Annotated in this window: 19 protein-coding genes and 2 pseudogenes; 13 read left to right on the plus strand and 8 right to left on the minus strand. The window is 44.4% G+C overall.

All coding sequences use genetic code 11. The annotated features are described in order from the left end of the window. Nucleotides 1-187 precede the first annotated feature (187 nt). Nucleotides 188-715 (minus strand): GNAT family N-acetyltransferase, encoded by a 528-nt coding sequence (locus NSQ22_RS14990; protein ID WP_060476133.1) that lies wholly within the window; start codon nucleotides 713-715, stop codon nucleotides 188-190. Nucleotides 716-1,029: 314 nt separating this feature from the next. On the opposite strand from NSQ22_RS14990, the gene NSQ22_RS14995 reads away from it, so the two are divergent. From NSQ22_RS14995 to NSQ22_RS15005, 3 genes are all read left to right on the plus strand, one after another. Then, nucleotides 1,030-1,341: a transposase gene (locus NSQ22_RS14995; RefSeq protein WP_011886984.1), complete on the plus strand. Its 312-nt coding sequence runs from the start codon at nucleotides 1,030-1,032 to the stop codon at nucleotides 1,339-1,341. Between the two features lie 531 nt (nucleotides 1,342-1,872). Next, complete coding sequence (locus tag NSQ22_RS15000; protein ID WP_339263717.1) at nucleotides 1,873-2,268, plus strand: IS3 family transposase; 396 nt, start codon at nucleotides 1,873-1,875, stop codon at nucleotides 2,266-2,268. A gap of 9 nt (nucleotides 2,269-2,277) precedes the next feature. Further along, nucleotides 2,278-2,814, plus strand: a complete 537-nt coding sequence (locus NSQ22_RS15005) for a DDE-type integrase/transposase/recombinase (protein ID WP_339264645.1) — start codon at nucleotides 2,278-2,280, stop codon at nucleotides 2,812-2,814. 146 nt (nucleotides 2,815-2,960) lie between these two features. On the opposite strand, the gene NSQ22_RS15010 is transcribed toward NSQ22_RS15005, so the two are convergent. From NSQ22_RS15010 to NSQ22_RS15030, 5 genes are all read right to left on the minus strand, one after another. Next, complete coding sequence (locus tag NSQ22_RS15010; protein WP_008880996.1) at nucleotides 2,961-3,239, minus strand: hypothetical protein; 279 nt, start codon at nucleotides 3,237-3,239, stop codon at nucleotides 2,961-2,963. A gap of 292 nt (nucleotides 3,240-3,531) precedes the next feature. Beyond that, nucleotides 3,532-4,332 (minus strand): AAA family ATPase, encoded by an 801-nt coding sequence (locus NSQ22_RS15015; protein WP_011230382.1) that lies wholly within the window; start codon nucleotides 4,330-4,332, stop codon nucleotides 3,532-3,534. Beyond that, a complete protein-coding gene (locus NSQ22_RS15020) occupies nucleotides 4,325-5,578 on the minus strand; it encodes an IS481 family transposase (protein WP_021292743.1) in 1,254 nt (417 codons plus the stop codon). Before NSQ22_RS15020 ends, NSQ22_RS15015 begins: the two co-directional genes overlap by 8 nt. 140 nt (nucleotides 5,579-5,718) lie before the next feature. Continuing rightward, nucleotides 5,719-6,276: a DUF6431 domain-containing protein gene (locus NSQ22_RS15025; RefSeq protein ID WP_190300663.1), complete on the minus strand. Its 558-nt coding sequence runs from the start codon at nucleotides 6,274-6,276 to the stop codon at nucleotides 5,719-5,721. A gap of 733 nt (nucleotides 6,277-7,009) precedes the next feature. Beyond that, nucleotides 7,010-7,240 (minus strand): hypothetical protein, encoded by a 231-nt coding sequence (locus NSQ22_RS15030; protein WP_029760540.1) that lies wholly within the window; start codon nucleotides 7,238-7,240, stop codon nucleotides 7,010-7,012. A gap of 521 nt (nucleotides 7,241-7,761) precedes the next feature. On the opposite strand from NSQ22_RS15030, the gene NSQ22_RS15035 reads away from it, so the two are divergent. The 4 genes from NSQ22_RS15035 to NSQ22_RS15050 all read left to right on the plus strand — a co-directional run bounded on the left by NSQ22_RS15035 (nucleotide 7,762) and on the right by NSQ22_RS15050 (nucleotide 10,467). Further along, nucleotides 7,762-8,232, plus strand: coding sequence for a GNAT family N-acetyltransferase (locus tag NSQ22_RS15035; RefSeq protein WP_008880998.1), 471 nt, complete (start codon nucleotides 7,762-7,764; stop codon nucleotides 8,230-8,232). A gap of 241 nt (nucleotides 8,233-8,473) precedes the next feature. Further along, the gene (locus NSQ22_RS15040) at nucleotides 8,474-8,812 is read left to right on the plus strand and encodes a DUF3986 family protein (RefSeq protein WP_339263721.1); all 339 of its coding nucleotides are present in this window, start codon (nucleotides 8,474-8,476) and stop codon (nucleotides 8,810-8,812) included. Nucleotides 8,813-8,842: 30 nt separating this feature from the next. After that, on the plus strand, nucleotides 8,843-9,976 hold the full coding sequence (locus tag NSQ22_RS15045) for an IS4-like element IS5377 family transposase (protein ID WP_015374614.1): 1,134 nt from the start codon (nucleotides 8,843-8,845) through the stop codon (nucleotides 9,974-9,976). Between the two features lie 128 nt (nucleotides 9,977-10,104). Further along, the gene (locus tag NSQ22_RS15050) at nucleotides 10,105-10,467 is read left to right on the plus strand and encodes a hypothetical protein (RefSeq protein WP_008881001.1); all 363 of its coding nucleotides are present in this window, start codon (nucleotides 10,105-10,107) and stop codon (nucleotides 10,465-10,467) included. Nucleotides 10,468-10,598: 131 nt separating this feature from the next. Here NSQ22_RS15050 and tsaA read toward each other — a convergent pair whose 3' ends face one another. Further along, nucleotides 10,599-11,069 carry a tRNA (N6-threonylcarbamoyladenosine(37)-N6)-methyltransferase TrmO gene (tsaA, locus tag NSQ22_RS15055; protein ID WP_008881002.1) on the minus strand — a complete coding sequence of 157 codons (471 nt, stop codon included), beginning with the start codon at nucleotides 11,067-11,069 and terminating at the stop codon, nucleotides 10,599-10,601. A 91-nt stretch (nucleotides 11,070-11,160) separates the two neighbouring features. Further along, a pseudogene (locus NSQ22_RS15060) lies at nucleotides 11,161-11,615 on the minus strand (carboxymuconolactone decarboxylase family protein). A gap of 192 nt (nucleotides 11,616-11,807) precedes the next feature. On the opposite strand from NSQ22_RS15060, the gene NSQ22_RS15065 reads away from it, so the two are divergent. The 6 genes and pseudogenes from NSQ22_RS15065 to NSQ22_RS15090 all read left to right on the plus strand — a co-directional run bounded on the left by NSQ22_RS15065 (nucleotide 11,808) and on the right by NSQ22_RS15090 (nucleotide 18,785). Further along, on the plus strand, nucleotides 11,808-12,311 hold the full coding sequence (locus NSQ22_RS15065) for a DinB family protein (RefSeq protein WP_029760538.1): 504 nt from the start codon (nucleotides 11,808-11,810) through the stop codon (nucleotides 12,309-12,311). A gap of 168 nt (nucleotides 12,312-12,479) precedes the next feature. Beyond that, complete coding sequence (locus tag NSQ22_RS15070) at nucleotides 12,480-14,048, plus strand: IS1182 family transposase (protein WP_087959916.1); 1,569 nt, start codon at nucleotides 12,480-12,482, stop codon at nucleotides 14,046-14,048. Nucleotides 14,049-14,248: 200 nt separating this feature from the next. Further along, a complete protein-coding gene (gene fosB, locus NSQ22_RS15075) occupies nucleotides 14,249-14,671 on the plus strand; it encodes a metallothiol transferase FosB (RefSeq protein ID WP_008881005.1) in 423 nt (140 codons plus the stop codon). Between the two features lie 324 nt (nucleotides 14,672-14,995). Next, a complete protein-coding gene (locus NSQ22_RS15080; protein ID WP_008881006.1) occupies nucleotides 14,996-15,415 on the plus strand; it encodes a GNAT family N-acetyltransferase in 420 nt (139 codons plus the stop codon). Between the two features lie 254 nt (nucleotides 15,416-15,669). After that, nucleotides 15,670-17,213, plus strand: a pseudogene (locus tag NSQ22_RS15085) (IS1182 family transposase). 402 nt (nucleotides 17,214-17,615) lie between these two features. Then, nucleotides 17,616-18,785: an IS256 family transposase gene (locus NSQ22_RS15090; RefSeq protein WP_339263724.1), complete on the plus strand. Its 1,170-nt coding sequence runs from the start codon at nucleotides 17,616-17,618 to the stop codon at nucleotides 18,783-18,785. Nucleotides 18,786-18,973: the final 188 nt, after the last annotated feature.

Consider the following 18,973-nt stretch of genomic DNA (forward strand, 5'->3'; position numbering starts at 1 on the left):
TAACGGAGGCTTCGGTCGCCATCTCCTGCACCGTCCATTCCATTCACTTTCGCTATTTTTCGATGTGGAACGATATGGGCGAACAACGAATGCATCCCCGCCCTTTCTTTCGCTTTAGAAGACGGTTCGACCGATGAACAACCGTTGTCCCCCCAATTCCCGCCTCAACGGAACACATCTCTTCCTCTCATGCTTCCACGCCCGTTATCTCTTTTTTCATCATCACGACCTTTACCGGCACTCCATTAGCGCTGATAACCGTTTGTTCTTGAACGAGGGCATACCCTACCGATTGATACAGCCGGATATTGCGTGCGACCGACCGCCGGACGTTGCACCATATTTCCTTCTTCCCGTTTTCTTTTGCATACCTTTCAAGAAAGGCTAACATGGCTTTGGCTCTCCCTTTCCCCTGCTCCTTGGGACAGGCGGCAAGACGGAAAAACGAAAGCGAATGTTCATCCATTTGAAACCGCACCGTTCCAATCGGCCGGCCGCTCTGAATACAAAGAAGAGCCTGTTCATCCCCGTCCTCTAATCGCTCTCTAATGAACTCGACGGTTTCGTTCAAAGCTGCAGAGGGAACACGATCATGCTCATATTCGGCGAACGCAGCCATCGTGATCTGATGGATGAGATGAGCCTCATCTGGATCAGCTAGACGAATGACAACCTCTTCTTTTCCATCAGGTGTTCGCACTGGTTCTAGCTCCATGTTGGCCGCCCCTTTTCCGTTTCCATATGGGCACATGATAAATAGCGGCTTTCTTGCAAAAATATAGAGGAGTTTTCCCACTAAACCGCTTTCTACTTCAACAAAAAAAGCATTACTCCCTGCTTCTTGAAGTAATGCTTCCGCTACTTGAATCATTTAAATAACCCTAGGGCATTTTTGCACGATCTACATGCATTTAATTGTTTCATTTATCTCATCGTTTTCAACCTCATTAGCCCCCTAATGAATTTGGACACTCGATAAGGTGTTTTTTATAATCGAAGTGACCAAATGAAGGGGGCTTTTGATATTACATGAAACGAAGAAAACATTCGAAGGAATTTAAGCTACAAGTGGTGAAAGAAGCATTAGAAGTCGGAAATAAAGCATTGGTAGCTAGAAGATACGAGCTTAGCCCGAATCTTGTGCAAAGATGGGTGAAGGCATATGAAGAAGGAAAACTAGGACAAGAAATGGTTTCCTCTCCCTCTTCAGCTGAAATCAAACGGCTGGAGGAAGAAAACGAGCAGCTCAAGAAGCTATTAGGGGAAAAAGATTTAGAAATCGCGATTTTGCGTGATTTGATAAAAAAGAAGAACCCTCACTTACTGAAAAATTGGAAGTAGCTGAGCCCCGAGTTCGACAGTTTGAGGCCCATTTTAGGCAAATGAAAATGCCAGAAATGCCGTTATATCAAGGGTTTAGCGGTGGTTAACCTAGGAAAAAACGCCGAATTTCATAGGCACACGCTTTATAATTTAATCCTTTTAATATAAAGTTTTTTTGTTTATAATATAGACATGTACATTCGATGGGTAACCGTGGTTACTGTCAATGTACCATCAATTGGAGGATTGCATCTATGCTCACGTGCTTCTCCACGGTCTAATCCTCCTCTTGATCCGAATCGAGAGTAAAATCGTGGCCGAAAGTAAGAGACAAATGTCAGCGCTCCACGTTAGGACATTTTTCTTCAAAATATCGTGACCTCTATCAGTGTACAAAGATCACGACCAAACAAAGGAAAACCTCTGTGGCTCTAGGGCTGGAGCCTCCTCTGAAGATCCTAGACATTCATCCTCGCTCCTAGATACACGCTAGAAGTATGCCCAATTGCCTCTCAGCCCTTCTGTATCAAGGGCTGGGAGGCGATTTGTTTGCCTAGTCACTGTCGAACTCGGGCTGAGCAGTGGATCAAGAAAAGATATCCGATTACAAAAGTATTGGAGATTCTAGAAATCAATCGCTCAACCTACTATTATCAGCAGAACGGAAAAGTCGAGAAGAAAACAGTAGGTGGGGGACGTCCAACACCCGGCTACTCTCTAACGGCAACTGGCGAAAAAGTGTCAGACGAACAAATCCAAGAATGGCTCTCTGAGCTTGTGATGGGAGAAGGATTTGCCTACGGATATCGAAAGCTGACCATTCAGTTAAGAAGAGACCATCAGCTTGTGATCAGTAAGAAAAAAGTATATCGATTGTGTAAAGCGATGGACTTACTACGTCCGCAGCGAGAGAAACGGATTCCATATCCGAAGAAACTCGCTTGAAATCGCATTATTACAGGCTCGAATCAGTTATGGGAAATGGACGTGAAATACGGATATATCGAAGGAGAAGAACGCTTTTTCTTTGTTTTGTCGCTCATCGATGTGTATGACCGTTCGGTAATTGATTACCATATTGGGTTGAGTTGTTCAGGAAGCGATGCCGTAAAGACGCTTCAAAGAGCGTTATTCAAGCGTCAGCAATTTGAACAGGCAAATAAACCTGTGATTCGGACAGACAACGGCCCGCAATTTATTTCTCATGCCTTTGAAGCTGCCTGTGAGCGATTTGGAATCGAACATGAACGGATTCCACCACGGACGCCGAATATGAATGCGCATATGGAAGCGTTTCATCGTTTACTGGAGGAGGAATGTCTAGGAAGAATGGCGTTTGACAGCTATGAAGAAGCTTATCAAGCCGTGATGGAGTACATGAAATTTTATAACGAGCGAAGGATTCATTCGAGTATTCTTGATCTTCCACCGCATGAATTTCACAAAAAAGCGCAAACGGAATCGTTAATCATCAAAGAAGTTCGCGTATAAGGCAAGAGGATTTTGTCTTCTTGCCAAGAAAAAACGAGAAATTTTGAGAATAACCTAAAATAAGATAGGATGTGTCCAAATTTAGGGGGTCAATCCGCAACGATTTCTTAAAACTCAATCCCTCCCCCTTATCATGAAATGGAGTTTTATTTCTGTTGGAGTTGTTCGTTTATAAATGAGAAGATTTTATTTTTAATGGAGATGGCATCTGTCGTAAATAAAATATAGGTGTTGGAATGTGTTAAAATGACCAGTCTATCCGTTGCTCCATATGGTGTGCCAATTCGAATAGCTGTTTTCTCCTCCCCGCCATAAGTATCGTCAAATGTTACTTTTACAATATCAGAAATGGGTACTTCTATTTTTGATAGCAACCAACTAATCACTAACTTATCATTTAATTTTTCTACTTTTATCCCTGACATCACATTTCTCCCTGTCTTCTGTTACTGTTATCTATTTATTGAGCGAATCCCTCATGGGTGGAATAAGCTTTTGTTTCAGTACAATTGTAAACTAGCACATTATTTCAGAATCCCTTTTTCAAATTATTTCAGGCGGATTCGGAAATAATGTGCAAAATTTTTGCGGATTGTTCCGGATTTTGCACATTCTTTCGGAACGTTTGCACGCTCTTTCAGATGAAGATTTCCAGCGCGCCTGATGGACCGATGGAAAAGAAAAAGCACAAAAGAGGCCGATTCGGCCCCTTTCATGCTAATACCCCATTTCCTCTGCGGCCATGCGCACCACTTCTTCGTCAATGGCGTCCTTTTTCAGCTGATACCCGTATAACAGGCACGTCGTGGCCAACGTGTTGATCACCCGAGGCCATCCCCGCGACTGCAGGGCAATCGCCTCTAACGCCGATGGGGTGAAGATCGGGTGCTTCGCCCCGGCCTGTTTCATCCGATGCTTGATGTAGCCCGCCACCTCTTCCTTCTCCAGCGGCCCCATCCGGTATCGCATGATGATCCGCTGGTCGAGAGGGCGGTGCTGATTGAGCCGCAGCTTCCCCTGTAAATGGGGCAGCCCGGCCAAAATCAAGACAAATGGGTTGGTCGAATCCATCTCAAAGTTGAACAAGATCGCGATGTCCTGTAAAAATGCATCCTTCGCTAAATGCATCTCGTCCAAAATGAACACCGGCGTGATCCGCCGTTCATGATACAATCGCTCGATCGCCTGCTGGATTTGGCGGAAGAGGTCTACCTTGCGGTACTTCGGTTCCTCTCCTAATCCCAAGGCCAAACCACGGTAAAAATCCATCACGCCTCCGGTGGATAACGGAAAGTAGACGACATGATACAATGATGGATTCAATGACTCTTTCAGCGCCCGAAGGGCGAACGTCTTGCCCGCCCCTGGCTCTCCGATTAACAGCCCGATCCCCCGGGTTCGTTTCACGTACTCCAGCGCCCGCAACGCTTCCTGAAACGGCGCCCCTTGATACGCCTCGGACGGGTCTGTTTCTTTCGCAAACGGCTCCCGCGAAAGGGAGTAAAACGATTTATACACCGTGTTCTCCCTCCTTCGCCGGAATCGCCGCAAACGGGGACCGATGGCGTTTTACATAGGCGTTGTCCTCCAAACGAACCCGAACGGCCTCCGCCACCTTCCTTCCATCTTCGTACACATAGACGCCCCGTTCGTCATAGCGGAGTTCAATCGATTGCCCAATGAACCGGGGCGGCACTTCATACAGCTGCTTGTTCAAGGTGATCGTTCCATCGGCTTTGACCTTGCGGTGCTCCCGCTTCAGAAAAATCGCATCCAGCCAATCGCTATCTTCGATGAACGACACGAGATGCACTTGCGATTGAAACACCTCATGCGGCGTTTTTCCGTCCAGCGAGGCGTGCGGTTTTCGATGATACTCCTCTTCAAGCCACCTCCAAAAGCGCTCGTTCAGCTCTTCGAGCGACTTCGGGGGATCCAACTCCAGCAGCGGATAAAACCGCGTCTGTACGGTGCGGAAGAACCGTTCGATTTTCCCTTTGCTTTGCGGGTCATACGGCTGGGTGTGGATGAGCGTAATTCCCATCTCGGCGCACGCATACTGCAGCACCTCGGATCGATAAATTTTCCCGTTGTCCGAGTAAATGCGCTTCGGCTTCCCGCAACGAAGCACCGCTTCCTTCGTGACGATCCGCAGCCCGTCAAACTTCTCCGAAGGGAAAAACTGCGCGTACGGCACAAACCGCGAGCAGTCATCGATATAGGCGATCAAAAACGTTTTCTGGGCTTTCCCATTGACTCGAATCGTTGGTCCATGGGATAAGTCCCCTTGCCAAAGCTCATTGATCTGGTCATACGCAAAGCGCTTTCGCTCCGGCATGGGCAAGATTTCTTTCCCGACAAGGTTGTGTTTTTTCAACAATCGGTATATAGTAAAGTAAGAGGTATGATTTTCTGGGATTTCCCCCTGCTCGATCAGGTGTTCGTAGAACACCGTCACGGGCATGGTGGGATGTTCTTTTCTTAGGGCTAAAATATGATCCTCATCATCGGGCGACAGACGCCTTGAGTGGCCGCGGTCCGAACGGCGCTTCGGCTTTAAGGCGTCAAAGCCCCCTTTTTTGTATCGGGTGCACCAATCGAGGATCGTCTTGGCTGCGATTCGTTTGTCGCCCTGGTGGGGAACATGGTGCACTCGCTCGCTCACCTCTTTCAGATACGTCTTCGGTTCCACCTGCCCATTCACCAACGGAGCGATTAGCCCGTACCGAAACAGGGCAATGTCGTGTCTCATCGACTCATCCATTCGAATCTCCTCCTTGTCTCACTTGGAATCAGGACCGTTCCGGTCCGTCTGCCCTTATCGTACCGGATCGCTTTTTCTCCGTCGATAGGAAAGGTTTGTGGGAACCTCAACTATTTCCAATTTAGGATATGTATGTAAAATCAGGATCCCATTTGATTCGCAAAAGGGTGTCGGAATCCGTCCTCCCACATGTCTCTGATGACCGAATAGAGACCGTGTTTCTCCAACGTCCGGATCCACCAGGAAGCCCGTTCCTTTTCTTTTTTCACGATAGGGCCTATGATCCTCCACCGCCTCGCAAAAAAGCTGTGAAGGCTTGATAGGTTTCGGCAGAACCGCCGGACATAAAAGATGATGCCGTCCTTTGTCGGGAGAAACGGAGCCCGGTTCGTCCCCTCGGTCAATCCCAACTGCTCTTTCACGACTTGCCATATGGCGGACAACGTATACTGAAAATACGGGAGGAGAAAGGAAGGCAGCACACTCACCGTCTTCAAGCATTCCCGACAGCGATACCGGACAATCCAAATGCGATAATCACCATGTGGGGTCAATGCGTTTCGCTCATAGTAACCGTGGCGGTGCAACGGGCGCTTGGCCCGGCAATGCGGACACTTTTTCAGAAGAGGGAAGTCGTTTTCTTTTCCACGCTCTGCATACGTTTGGACGTCAATGTCAAAGTCATGAAATTGAATCACGTCCTCCTCCCCCTCCTATGAACCGATGGATTTTCTCTTCCGAAATAATTCACAAAAAATTTAGCACATTCTTTCAGAAAAGGGGAGAGGGCTTTCTGAAGAATTGTGCAAAAAAATGCCTCTTTTATTCCAAAATAAAGTGATAATTTACACAATGATTAATTTATTTCCACCACATGATCCAATGAACCCTCTTTCTTACATAAAGAAGTTGATAATGCCTCTCACTAAGCGTTGAAAACGTCTCCTTCTTTATGTACAAAGTGATCATTCATCTATTTTCGTTCCTCTAAATCTCACAAAACAATTCCCACAGAACTGCCTACGTGCTTGTCAAATAAATCCCGATTTGCAGTTAAAAAACAAGGTAGCGAATAAGATTCATACACGCTGAGATTGTTTTATAAAACGCACCAAAATTGCCGTTCCTGTCATGTTTGAGATAATACTTATACCAAGCAATACACTCCATATAGGGGTAGGCAACGTAAGAGTTAATGATAGCATCAAGAAAATGAAACCAACTGTCACGAAAACCAAACCCGCAGTTTTATGATTCAATGTCAACACTCCTATTTGAATATTTTAGAAACCATTCCTTCATTATTATATACGTTTTATCCATCATATGGTTTCATTTTTTTTCTTACTATTTGTTCGTTTTCAACTTATTTCAACAGGATGTAACATATACTTTTGTAAAAGTTTCCTAATCACCTGTTAGCCGAACGTTTCAACCGCACTGTTTGGCTGCACCAACAGCCTGCATTTGTCTCGATTTTTCCGTTTCTTCTACCCCTCCCGCCAACGTGGATGGCCTTATCACATACTGACAAAGCTCCTGCACCATGGAATCAATTGAGCGGAAAGAAGGACCGGTTTCCCCAAATGCTCCTGACAGGCTATGATCAACGGTGTCTGCATCACCGTTGATGATGAAAAGATCCGGTCCCGAATCATACATCTTAAAATTTTAACGAAGTCTTTTGGCTTCTTGTAACTTTCTTTTCTGTTCCGCTACTTTCGTGCGCAAAAACCTTATCTTTCCCAAAGTGATGATGTTGAATATGGTGTAGCAAACAAGGCTTGCCGAATACTCGTTGTCCTCATTCATATCGTGAAAAAACTTCATGTAACTCCTCCTTGATCTCATCTTTCCCCTAAAGGGTGATGATTGAAAAAGCATTCTTCTAATAGATAAACCTTAATGGTTGAACTTCTCCAAAATCAATCGTACCAAGAAGCAGCGATTGTCACTAGCCTCCTCAAAGGATGATGCAATGTCCCTCCAAGGCAGGGATTCAAAAGGCTGCTGTCGAAAAGAGAAGGAATTGATTGAATGAGAGTCTTTCCATGCAAGCTCGGGTCCCAGATTCGTGCCACACCTAGGTTTCTATCATCTTTCCTATTGAACGAAAGAAACAGAAACGCTGGCGTCAACCCAAGTCTTTGACCATCTGGCGCAAAACGAAAGGAGTGCTCGACGTGAATGTGCCGTTTGAAATTCGCCAAGCCACCATTCAAGACATCGAAGATCTGACTCGATTGCGCTTGGAATTTCTTAAGGAGTTAGGAAAAATACAGTCGGAACAAGAGGAAACGCTTGTCACAACCGCAACAAAACAATATTTAGAAGAAGCCCTTTCAAACCATGAATTTATTTCCTTTGTCGCTTTATCCAATCATCGCATAGTCAGTGTCAGTGGCATCGTCTTATTCAAACGGCCCCCTTCTTTGCAAAATCTAAAAGGACTCGAAGCGTATATACTGAACGTGTATACGATCCCTCCGTATCGGAGAAAAGGATTGGCCAGAACGCTGTTGGAACGTTGCATTGAGGAATGTAAAACAATCGGAGTCAAACGAATTTGGCTGCATGCCACGGAAGATGGGAAGCCGTTATATACAAAAATGGGATTTACCTTTAAAAACAGTGAAATGGAATTATTCATTTGAATGTAACCAAACATTATAGACGACTGCCGGAAGCGAGCTTGTGCTCGTCACACCAAGGTGTGGAAAGACCGAACACCGCTTCCCCCTACATGAACGCGGAAGCGGCGTTGTTTCGGGCGCCAGCAGTCGCTCCAATGTTTGGTAAAAGCCGCATCCAATTGCCTCTATAGACATGCTCAAGTAGCTCCTAACATAAAAAACATGGCTTCATATGGTCATCAATACTAAGGAGTGAATCAACGTGAAATTTGATCCCAATCAGCATCTTCATTTAGGATATTATGAGAACAATGTTGATGTAGAAGCAGTTGCCTATAAACTTGAGCATACAAATCAATGGGTAGTTTTTCTCGATCATGAACAGGGTACTACAGTCGTGAAAAGAATATTAGATCAGTATGACCTCCATGAAAAATATGGTTACAAAATTTTCACAGTCGAAGCAGATGAGTTATCTTATGACGTCGGAAGTAAGCTGCTGGAAGAATGGTTAAAAGCAAATAATATCAGGCGTGTTGATTATCCAATAAAATCCAAAGGGTATAGAAAAAAGAGCACCTTTCCTGTAGAATGTGAGTAGCGACACAAACAAACCCAGGAGGTGCTCTCTATGAACAAGCATACCACACTCCCGAATTTGATGCAAAAACTTGTTTCGGATGAAGAGATTCAACTGATTGCCGAAGCGGTTGGGTATCGTGATTCGTCTCGAACCTTTACGTTGCGCGAGTTGATTCACTTCTTCCTGCTGGCCGCCATGCATCAATGGAAAAGCTTTCGCCACGGAGCCGATGTGGGGCCTCTGTATGGATTGCCGCGATTCCATTATTCAACTGTATCCAAGAAAGCGAAAGAAGTTCCCTATGACATCATGAAACGCTTGTTGGCGTTGATCATTTCCAAGTGCAACCGCCAAACCCGCCGCTCGCTTCGGTTTCCCAAACCGCTTCGGGTGGTGGATTCGACGACCGTCACGGTCGGGAAAAACCGCCTGCCATGGGCGCCGTATCACGGCGAACGCGCCGGAGTGAAGCTGCACGTCGCGTATTCGCCGGAATCCTCGTTGCCGGCAGACGTGGTGGAAACCATCGGACTGCGTCATGATGGCCCGGTGGGAGAACAGTTGACGAACGCTCAACAAGTGCTGGTGGAAGACCGGGCGTATTTCAAAATCGAACGCCTCGATCGATTTGTGGAGCAGCATCAGCTCTTTGTCATTCGGATGAAGGACAACATCGAACTTCATCAGAAAAAAAGCTTGAAACGCCTTTCCAGCACATCCTCATCGGTTCAAGCCGACTTCACGTGCCAGTTGGGGACGAAACAATGCCGCTCCACCAAGCGTCACCGGGTGGTGATCTTTCGAGATGCGAATGGCCGCGACATTCGGGTCGTGACGAACCTCTTCCATGCGTCTGCGGAAACCATTGCCGACATGTACCAACAACGTTGGACTGTTGAGGTCTTTTTCCGTTGGGTGAAGCAATATCTGAATGTCCCGACCTTGTTTGGCACGACGGAAAATGCGGTATACAACCAACTGTTTGCGGCGTTCATCGCGTATGTGTTGCTGCGATGGCTGTATGATCAAACCAAAAAACAGACGAACGTCTCTCTTTCCTTCATTTCGTTCGTTCGCCGTTTTTTCTCTGGGCAGCTTCCTCTCGATTGGAAATCCGGGATGGCCGCTGCTTTGTTTGAGTATGCCCAAATTTATGGAAGGCGTATGTCTAATTTTGGATAATCAACACTCGTGAAATAATATCATATAAGATCATGTTGCCATTTGGTTGAATGGTGATTGGGCCAAATTCGAACTGTATGACTCAATATCACTGTTGCATGATTCACAACGAAAAGTGAGGTCTGTACATGAAGACGGTTAGCCAAGAAATCCAAGAATTGTCCATTCAATCCTTAGAGTCCACTTTTCATAAGCTTTCCAATGCTTTTCAAAGCATGACAGAAAAAGGTGCAAACACCGCTCTTGTGGAAAAAAGACGAAACGCAGTCAAAATTGGTTTAGAAAGCCTAAAAAATACTTGGTATGGGGAAGAGTTTTGCTATGACGAAGAAATCATATTGACTTCTAAAGATGTTCTACAAGGTCTCATTCCGCCGATCGAAACACAAATAGCCAAAGCAAAGGAAGGAAGTTCGCAAAAAACATTAAATGAGCGTCGCTTAATGGCGTTAAAACTGGCCATCGAATCTTTGGAGAACCGTCTTACATAAGACGGTTTTTCAATTTTTTTATTGTTCCCGAATTGGGTGTGTGACATAAACAAGATGGAAGGAAAGCTTATTTATGATAGCATCCCGTTATGTTTACGCCATAATCAACTGAAATCAAGTACGTCGTTCATTCAATCACAGGAATCCCAGTATCGTTCCATTAATGAGACCGACCAAGCAGGCTGCCTTACTTCGCCTTTAGGTAAGAACTCCTTCATAACCGGTTTAATATCAATAATCGGCGTACCATCTATGGCATCTAATCCTCTTACTTTCAATGTCCGCCCTTGATGTTCTAACAATTCAACCGTTGTTAACCCTAATTTATTCGGTCGATGTTTGCCCCTTTGAGCAAAAATTCCGACCTTCGGATATTCTTTACGATTTCTTGGATGCCTTGCTCCATAGTGAATGGTGTCATCTGTCACTCGGTCAAAATAAAAAATAATATCTAAATGCGAAAACTCACTGATCCCTTGTAAAGCGGAATCATCGATTTCATCTACTAATTCAATGATTGAAATCACATTCCCCCAATAATCATCTTCGACATCTTTGCGGTTGTTTCTCACAAATGCGATTGGCGTAATGGTATATTGCATCATTTCCCCTCCTCGTTTCACTATTCACCTGCTTGTAGCCAACCATAAATCGCAGAGTGAGCGTCCGCAGGCTCTCTCTCCCACGTAAAGGTCAAGATATGAAAAAGATTGATTTTCCAGATCGTTGGATAGAAAGTGCGATTTCATTCCCTGTTTCCGGCGCTTCTAACTTCATTATGGCACCAAAATACTGTTGAGCCGTCGTAAAGATAATAAACGCGCAAAGCTCACTGATTTCTCCTTCGGAAAAGGATTCCCTCAATAGGTCAAAAGCAGAATCCGGGATATCTGTTTTAAAAAGACCTCCACAAATCCTACGGCAACAGCGATTTTTTCATTAAATGAATGAGGTTCAGGTTTTTCCTTTGGCTTTGCAATATTCACAACCATTCCCTTGCGCTAATGTTCTTTTCATTCGGCTGATAGCAGCCCGTCTTTTTCCCATACTTCTCCTAAATGTGCCCACCCCTCCATCACTTCTTTGTTATGTCCTAAACGCTTCTGAAACGGTGTATTCCCGAAAGTGGATGCATGAATTCTTGCCATTTGCTCATCCCTTCTTGTAGTATTAATGAAGAGTAAATTTGTTACAATCCATTATAAAACAAATACCCAATAAGGCTACAAAAGTAAAGTGTTTTGTGACTCGTTCAAGTCAATCGACAACCGCTCCCATACAGATAAAAAACGAGTATTGCTATGAGGAAATACATGATCCATGGTTTGGAGGTATTGTATATGTATGTCACAGTCGCAGATTTCATTAGGGAATGGAATTGGGAAGCAAGCCTAACTCAAAAGGTTTTGGATGGTTTGACCGATGAAGCGTTAAACCAAAAAGTTTACCCAGAAGGTCGTACGTTAGGAAGGATTGTGTGGCATTTTACAACAAACATCCCGGAATATTTAGCCCATTTCGGGTTGAAGATCGATAAAGTAGAAAATGCAGAAAACGTTCCAACTTCAGCCAAAGAAATAGCAGAAACCTTTCAAAAGGTAAGTTCCTATGCGGCCAAAGTCATTGAACAACAATGGACAGACGAATCGTTGAAGGAAGTGCAAAATGCATTCGGAAGGCAAGAAACCAATGCTCAAATCTTAATGGGGCTAATCAAGCACATCATTCATCATCGTGGCCAAGTGACTGTTCTTATGCGTCAAGCGGGACTCAAACCTTTTGGAGTTTATGGTCCATCCAAAGAAGATTGGGTTCATTTCGGTGTGGACAATCCACCGCTTTAATCATCATGGTCTAACGGGTGCATTCGTTGAAAAGAAAAGAGGATGTCCCAAAAGTGTTCGCATAGCGTTCGCTTTTGGGACACTTTTTTGGATAAAAAAGAAGAAAACCGTTCCTCTTTTGGTATAATAGAGTCACCACAACCCTACCAAAGAAAGGACGGTTTTCTTATGTACATTTATTATAACCGAGATCAACTCATTTTGCCAATGGATCTTGAAATTTTCATTCCCAAACATCATCTTTGCCGGATTGTGGATCTGGCAGTGGAAAAAATGGATCCGGCTCTGTTCGTTTCCCTCTATCTTGGCGGAGGGCGTCCAGCCTATCATCCGAAAATGATGTTGAAAGTCATCCTGTATGCCTACGCCAATCGGATCTACTCCTCTCGCCAAATCGCCAAGCAGTTGAAAGAAAACATTTACTTTATGTGGCTATCCGGCCATCAAACACCGGATTTTCGCACGATCAACCGATTTCGGTCGGAACGGATGAAGGACATCATTTACGAAACGTTTTTCTCCATTGTCGATCTTCTGCGTCAAGAAGGGCTGGTCAAGTTAGAGGATTATTTTCTGGATGGAACGAAAATCGAAGCCAATGCCAACCGATATACATTCGTTTGGCGCAAATCAACGGAAAAGTACGATCAGAAACTGGAGGAGAAATTCCGGAAAATCGTTGCCTCGATCGAACAGGTGACGAAAGAAGATGAAGAGGCGGAACAAGAGGGGGATTTTCAAGAAAAGCTGGAAGCTTCACCGATCACGTCCGAAAGGATCGAAGCCGTCATCGAACAAGTGGAAGAGCGCCTAAAGAAAGAGCCGAAGAATCGTACGTTAAAGAAAGCCAAACGGCAATTGGAACAAGATCTTCTCCCCCGTAAGAAAAAATATGAAGAATACAAAGAAAGATTAGGCGAACGGAACAGTTTTTCGAAAACGGATCCGGATGCCACGTTTATGCGGATGAAGGACGACCATATGAAAAACGGCCAGCTCAAACCGGGGTACAATGTGCAGATTGGGACAGAGAACCAATTCATCACTGGATTTAGCGTGCATCAACGGGCAGGGGATGCCGGATGTTTCATTCCGCATTTGGAGCAATTGGCCGCCTATGGGCGTCCAATGCCTAAACAAGCCATTGCGGATTCCGCCTATGGGAGTGAGGAGAACTACACGTACTGTGAGAAAAAGGAGATAGTCGCCCTGATCAAGTACAACACGTTGGATCGGGAACAAACGAAAGCGTGGGCGAAGGAGATCGGCCGAATCGAGAACATGACGTATGATGAGGAGCTGGATGAGTGGATTTGCGTCAAAGGGGAACGGTTGGTGTTTGTGTATGAACGGAAGGAAACGACCGACAACGGGTACGTTACCGTCAAACGGACGTATCGTTGTACGGCTTGTGCCGGATGCCCGTTTCAGGCGACATGCGCCAAAGGCAAAGACACGAAAACCATCCGCGTTTCCTTGAGAAATCAACAACAACGGCAAGAGATCCGTAAACGGCTGTCCACGGAAGAAGGGGCGGCGACGTACCGAAAACGACAAATCGAAAACGAGCCGGTGTTTGGGCAAATCAAGCACAACCAGCAATTTCAGCGCTTTTTGTTAAGAGGGCTCCCAAAAATTACCTTGGAATGGGGGCTTATTTGTGCTGCTCACAATTTGAGAAAGTGGGCGGCCACAACCGATCCAACAAAGAAAAAACAGGATAAAATTCAGAAATAAGGAGAAATTCTCGTTTCAAAAAAGGAATAAATAACCAAATAGTAAAGAAAAGAAACAGAGGCTGTCCCCAAAAGGTCGGTTTAACGACCTTTTGAGTCAGCCTCTTCATTTTATCGTTCCCACAGGCAGGAAAATGTTCCATCGTTTAGCGTAATCATAAAAAGTACGAAGAAAAACCATTAAGACGGGAGGTAGGACGATTGCGAATCGGAGGGATTAATCATTTGACGTTCTCTGTATCTGATCTAGAGAAATCCATTCATTTTTATCAAAACGTGTTCGGAGCAAAGCTATTAGTCAAAGGGAGAAATTTGGCTTACTTTGACTTAAACGGAATCTGGTTAGCTTTAAATGTTCAACAAGATATTCCACGCAACGACATCCAGCATTCATACACCCATATCGCTTTCTCTGTAAAGGAAGAAGACTTTGATCATGTCGTGGAAAAATTGAAAGAGTTGGGCGTCAATATTCTTCCAGGTAGAGAAAGGGATGAAAGAGACAAACGTTCCGTTTATTTTACAGATCCGGATGGACATAAATTCGAATTTCATACAGGCACGCTAAATGACCGATTATCTTATTACAAAAGTGAAATGCACCATATGCAATTTTTTGATTAAAAGAACATTGAAATTACGTCTTTATTTTTATGAAATGAATTCCTAGAAAAAATCAACAATGCGTTCATCATCAAGGCTTTCCTCTACTTTCGATGTCGATCGTGAGAGTCAAGCCCATATATAGGGATGCCCCTCGATAATGAAACCACGCAGCCGTAGAGAAACAAAATGATTGTATCATTGAAGCTGAGATGCTGTTGATTTTCTCGTTTGATGAACAGACGGGAATGTTCAAAAAAGGATGGTTGAATCACTTGCAGAATAGATAAAAGTAGTTTACTATAAAAGTAGTTTACTAATGCAACGACTCAGTAGGAGGATAGGATGGACATCAAAATACATAGTGATTTTTCTCATGCCAATCTTAATGAAATGAGAGAAGTGTATAGTTCTGTCGGTTGGACAAAGCATACAACCAAGATCATTAAGCAAGTTTTTGAAGCAAGTAATGTGATCGCATTGGCTACTATCAATGGTCGGATTATTGGATTTGGAAGAGCGATTTCAGATGGGGTTTTTAATGCAGCAATCTATGATGTTGTGGTCCATCGAGATTTTCAAAAGCAAGGGATAGCGAAAAAAATCATGGAGTTTTTATTGGATCAGCTCAGTCATGTTTCTTGTGTACATTTAATCTCAACCACTGGAAATGAAGAATTTTATCGAAAACTTGGATTAAAACGGGTGAAAACAGGAATGGCAAGATATTTAAATCCCGAGCTAAGTGACGAGTATTTAGAGTAAGAAATCATTTCTGTGTTATCATAGCAATCACTCGTCATGAATTCGCTCTCCTCTTTTCCCTCTCTTGCTCTTTTTCTGCCATTTCACCTCACCGAACACGATGTTCTTTTCTCAAGATGTTCTTTTCTCAAATCGTATTCGGTAAATAAAAAACAAGGGATTTCACAAAAGTGAAATCCCTTCAGCTTGTCGACAAAGTCGACAAGCTGTTTTATTATGAAGGTAAGACGAGGGAGAAATGGAGGAAAGGAACGATGCTTCGGCCACACCAAGAAGATGGGCGCTATACCGAAACCACGGTGAAACTGGATGATCTGGTTCCAGAGGATCACTTGGTAAGAAAGCTGGATGCGGCCATTGATTTTTCTTTTATCTATGATGTGGTGAAAGATCTCTACTCTCCTGATCATGGACGTCCGAGCATTGATCCAGTGATGTTGTTTAAAATGTATTTGATTCAGTATGTATTTGGGATTCGCTCCATGCGTGAAACCGTCGAACAAATCCGAACCAACGTCGCCTACCGTTGGTTTTTAGGACTTAGTCTTCATGATCCCGTTCCTCATCACTCGACGCCAAGTAAAAACTATGCGCGTCGTTTCGCTGGAACGGATGTATTCCATCAAATTTTTTCACGGATTTTAAAAGAAGCCTTTGAACACGGATTGGTAGATTCGAGTGTCTTGTACGTAGACTCCACTCATGTCAAAGCAAGCGCCAATAAAAAGAAGTTTACAACGGAAATGGCAGAAGTCGAAGCCAAAGCCTACCAACAGGAACTCGAAAAAGAAATCGAACGGGATCGGATCGCTCATGGAAAATCGCCGTTGCCATCTGAGAAAAAAAAAAACGGGAAGTAAAAGTAAGCAAAACGGATCCGGAGAGCGGACTGTTGGTGAAAAATGAACGGGAGCGAGTGTTTGCCTATTCGTATCATACAGCTTGTGATCGCAACGGATGGATTCTACAGACCTACGTGACGGCAGCCAACGTCCATGACAGTCAAGCGTTTTTTGTGCTGTTCGAACGAGTGAAACGGGAAATCCAATCATGTCCGGAAGCCGTGTGTGTAGACGCAGGATATAAAACTCCTGCCATTGCCAAGTATTTACTCGAACAAGGGGTAAAGCCGATTTGGCCGTACACTCGCCCGAAAACAAAAGATGGATTCTTTCGGAAATCAGATTTTGTGTATGACGAATATTTTGATTGTTATCTATGCCCCAATGATCAAGTTCTATCTTACTCTACTACGAATCGGGAAGGGTACCGGGAATACAAATCGGACCCGGCGGTGTGCCGAAGCTGTCCGTATCTTCATCAGTGCACGCAAAGCAAGAGCTACACCAAAGTAGTCACTCGCCACGTATGGCAGGACTACTATGAAGAAGCAGAGCATTTGCGGTATGTTCCGGAATACCGGGAACTCTATGCCCTCCGAAAAGAGACGATTGAACGGGATTTCGCCGATATGAAAGAGAAGCATGGTCTGCGCTGGACGCATTACCGGGGATTGGAAAAAAATGAGGCGCAGGCGATGCTTGTTTGTGCTGCCATGAATTTAAAAAAACTGGCGAATTACCTATGGAAGGCGAAGCACCGCCCTTTCTTTTCCTTTGCATGGCTTCCCATCCTACCCACTTTTTTTGAAAACATAGTCTATTTATGGAACAAAATGGGTTTCAGACATTCGTCTGAAACCCATTTTGTCAACAGTCTGAAGGGATTTCACAAAAGTGAAATCCCTTGTCCTTGTTTTTTCGATGCCGATGGTGGGAGTAAAACCATCATCCTCTAAACCTTGATTTTTCAAAGTTTATAGTCTTTCAAATTCCTTGCCGTGCAAAATTTGTGCAAAATTATTTTCGGCTGCTATCCCGTGCAAAAAAGGCGGAGCGATCCGCCTTTTCTCTTTCCAACATTTCGTTCCATCTGGCCTATGCGATCTGTACAGAACTGAAGAGACCGCTTGAGGAGATATGGATAAAAAAGGAGCCTACTCAAAGTGAGTAGGCTTCATTACTTCAATTTCAATTCAACTTCGTATTCTTTCGTTTCTCCGTCAAACTCATCTTCACCGCCAACATGTGCGATGATGTATAAAATTTTGTGTAAAGCATTTTGCTAGAACAAAAGAAAAAAGGTAGGGTATTCTCTGATTTGGACCACAACACATTCCAGAGAAAGGAGTACCCTACCTATGTCTAAAAGAAGTATACCGAATGTCGACTGGGCAAATCAACTGGAAAATGCCATTCGTCAGTTTGTAAAAGAAAAATTAGAACTGATTATGCGGGAAGAAATCAAAAATTTCCTCGAAATCGAACAGGCTGGAACGCCGAATATGAGAAACGGCTACTATCAGCGAAATCTAGATACACAATATGGCCGGATTGAGGGTCTTTTGGTTCCAAGAGACCGAAACGGGGAATTTCAAACACAGTTGTTTGCCCCTTACCAACGGCACACGGGCTGGCTGGAGGAAGCAATCATTAGGATGTACCAAAGTGGCATGAGCACGCGTGAAATTGGCAAGTTTATCGAACGAATTCTAGGAAGCACCTATTCTCCTGCGACGATCAGCCGGATTACCGATGTCGTGAAGGAAGACATCGAGAAATGGCACGCTCGTCCACTACACCAGCGTTATTCGGTCTTATATTTGGACGGCTTGTACGTGAAACTTCGCCGGGATACGGTAGAGAAAGAAGTTATTTATGTGGTATTGGGGGTGAACGAAGAAGGGTATCGTGAAATTCTTGATTTCTTCGTAGGAGGACAAGAAAGCGCCTATGTATGGCAGGAGATTCTCCAACAGCTCTACAAAAGAGGCGTCAAGGAAGTGCTTCTTGGCGTCTTCGATGGCCTTCCGGGGTTGGAGGAAGCCTTTAAGGCGGTGTATCCGAAAGCCGATGTGCAGCGCTGTGTCGTGCACAAAGTCCGCAACACCCTCAGCCGTGTTCGGAAAAAAGATCAATTCGAAATGGCGGAGGACCTGAAACTCATTTATCGTTCTCCGAATAAAGAAATCGCATTGGAGATGTTTCAACAGTTTCAATCCAAATGGTCTCACAAATACCCAAGGGAAGTCCAATCTTGGGCAAATGAGTTGGATGTCCTTCTCACCTTTATGGACTATCCAAGCAGTATTCGAAGTGTGATTTATACGACCAATGCCATCGAACGAACGATCAAGGAGATTCGGAAACGCCTAAAACCGATGAACAGTTTGAGCAGTTTAGAAGCCGCTGAAAAAGTCGTATATTTGACGATACAGGACTTTAACGAGAAATGGGCAGGGCGAAAGTTGCGAGGATTTGCCGAAGCGCAGGAAGCCCTCGAGCGAATGTTTGAAGAACGTTATCATTAACCAAATAATGTAAATAGATGAGATGAGGGGATTCTCCCTTTCCCCCTCAAGAGACTGAATATTCAGTCCCCTGGGGGGGAACCAGCCCCCCTCTATTCCAAATCTATTTCAGAGATACCCTATCTATCTTACATTACACAAAATTCTTGACGGTACCCTAAAAATAGAGCCGATTTTGATAGTAAAGT

It is taken from the genome of Geobacillus sp. FSL K6-3411 (genome assembly GCF_037965715.1).
Classification (GTDB): Bacteria; Bacillota; Bacilli; order Bacillales; family Anoxybacillaceae; genus Geobacillus; species Geobacillus thermodenitrificans.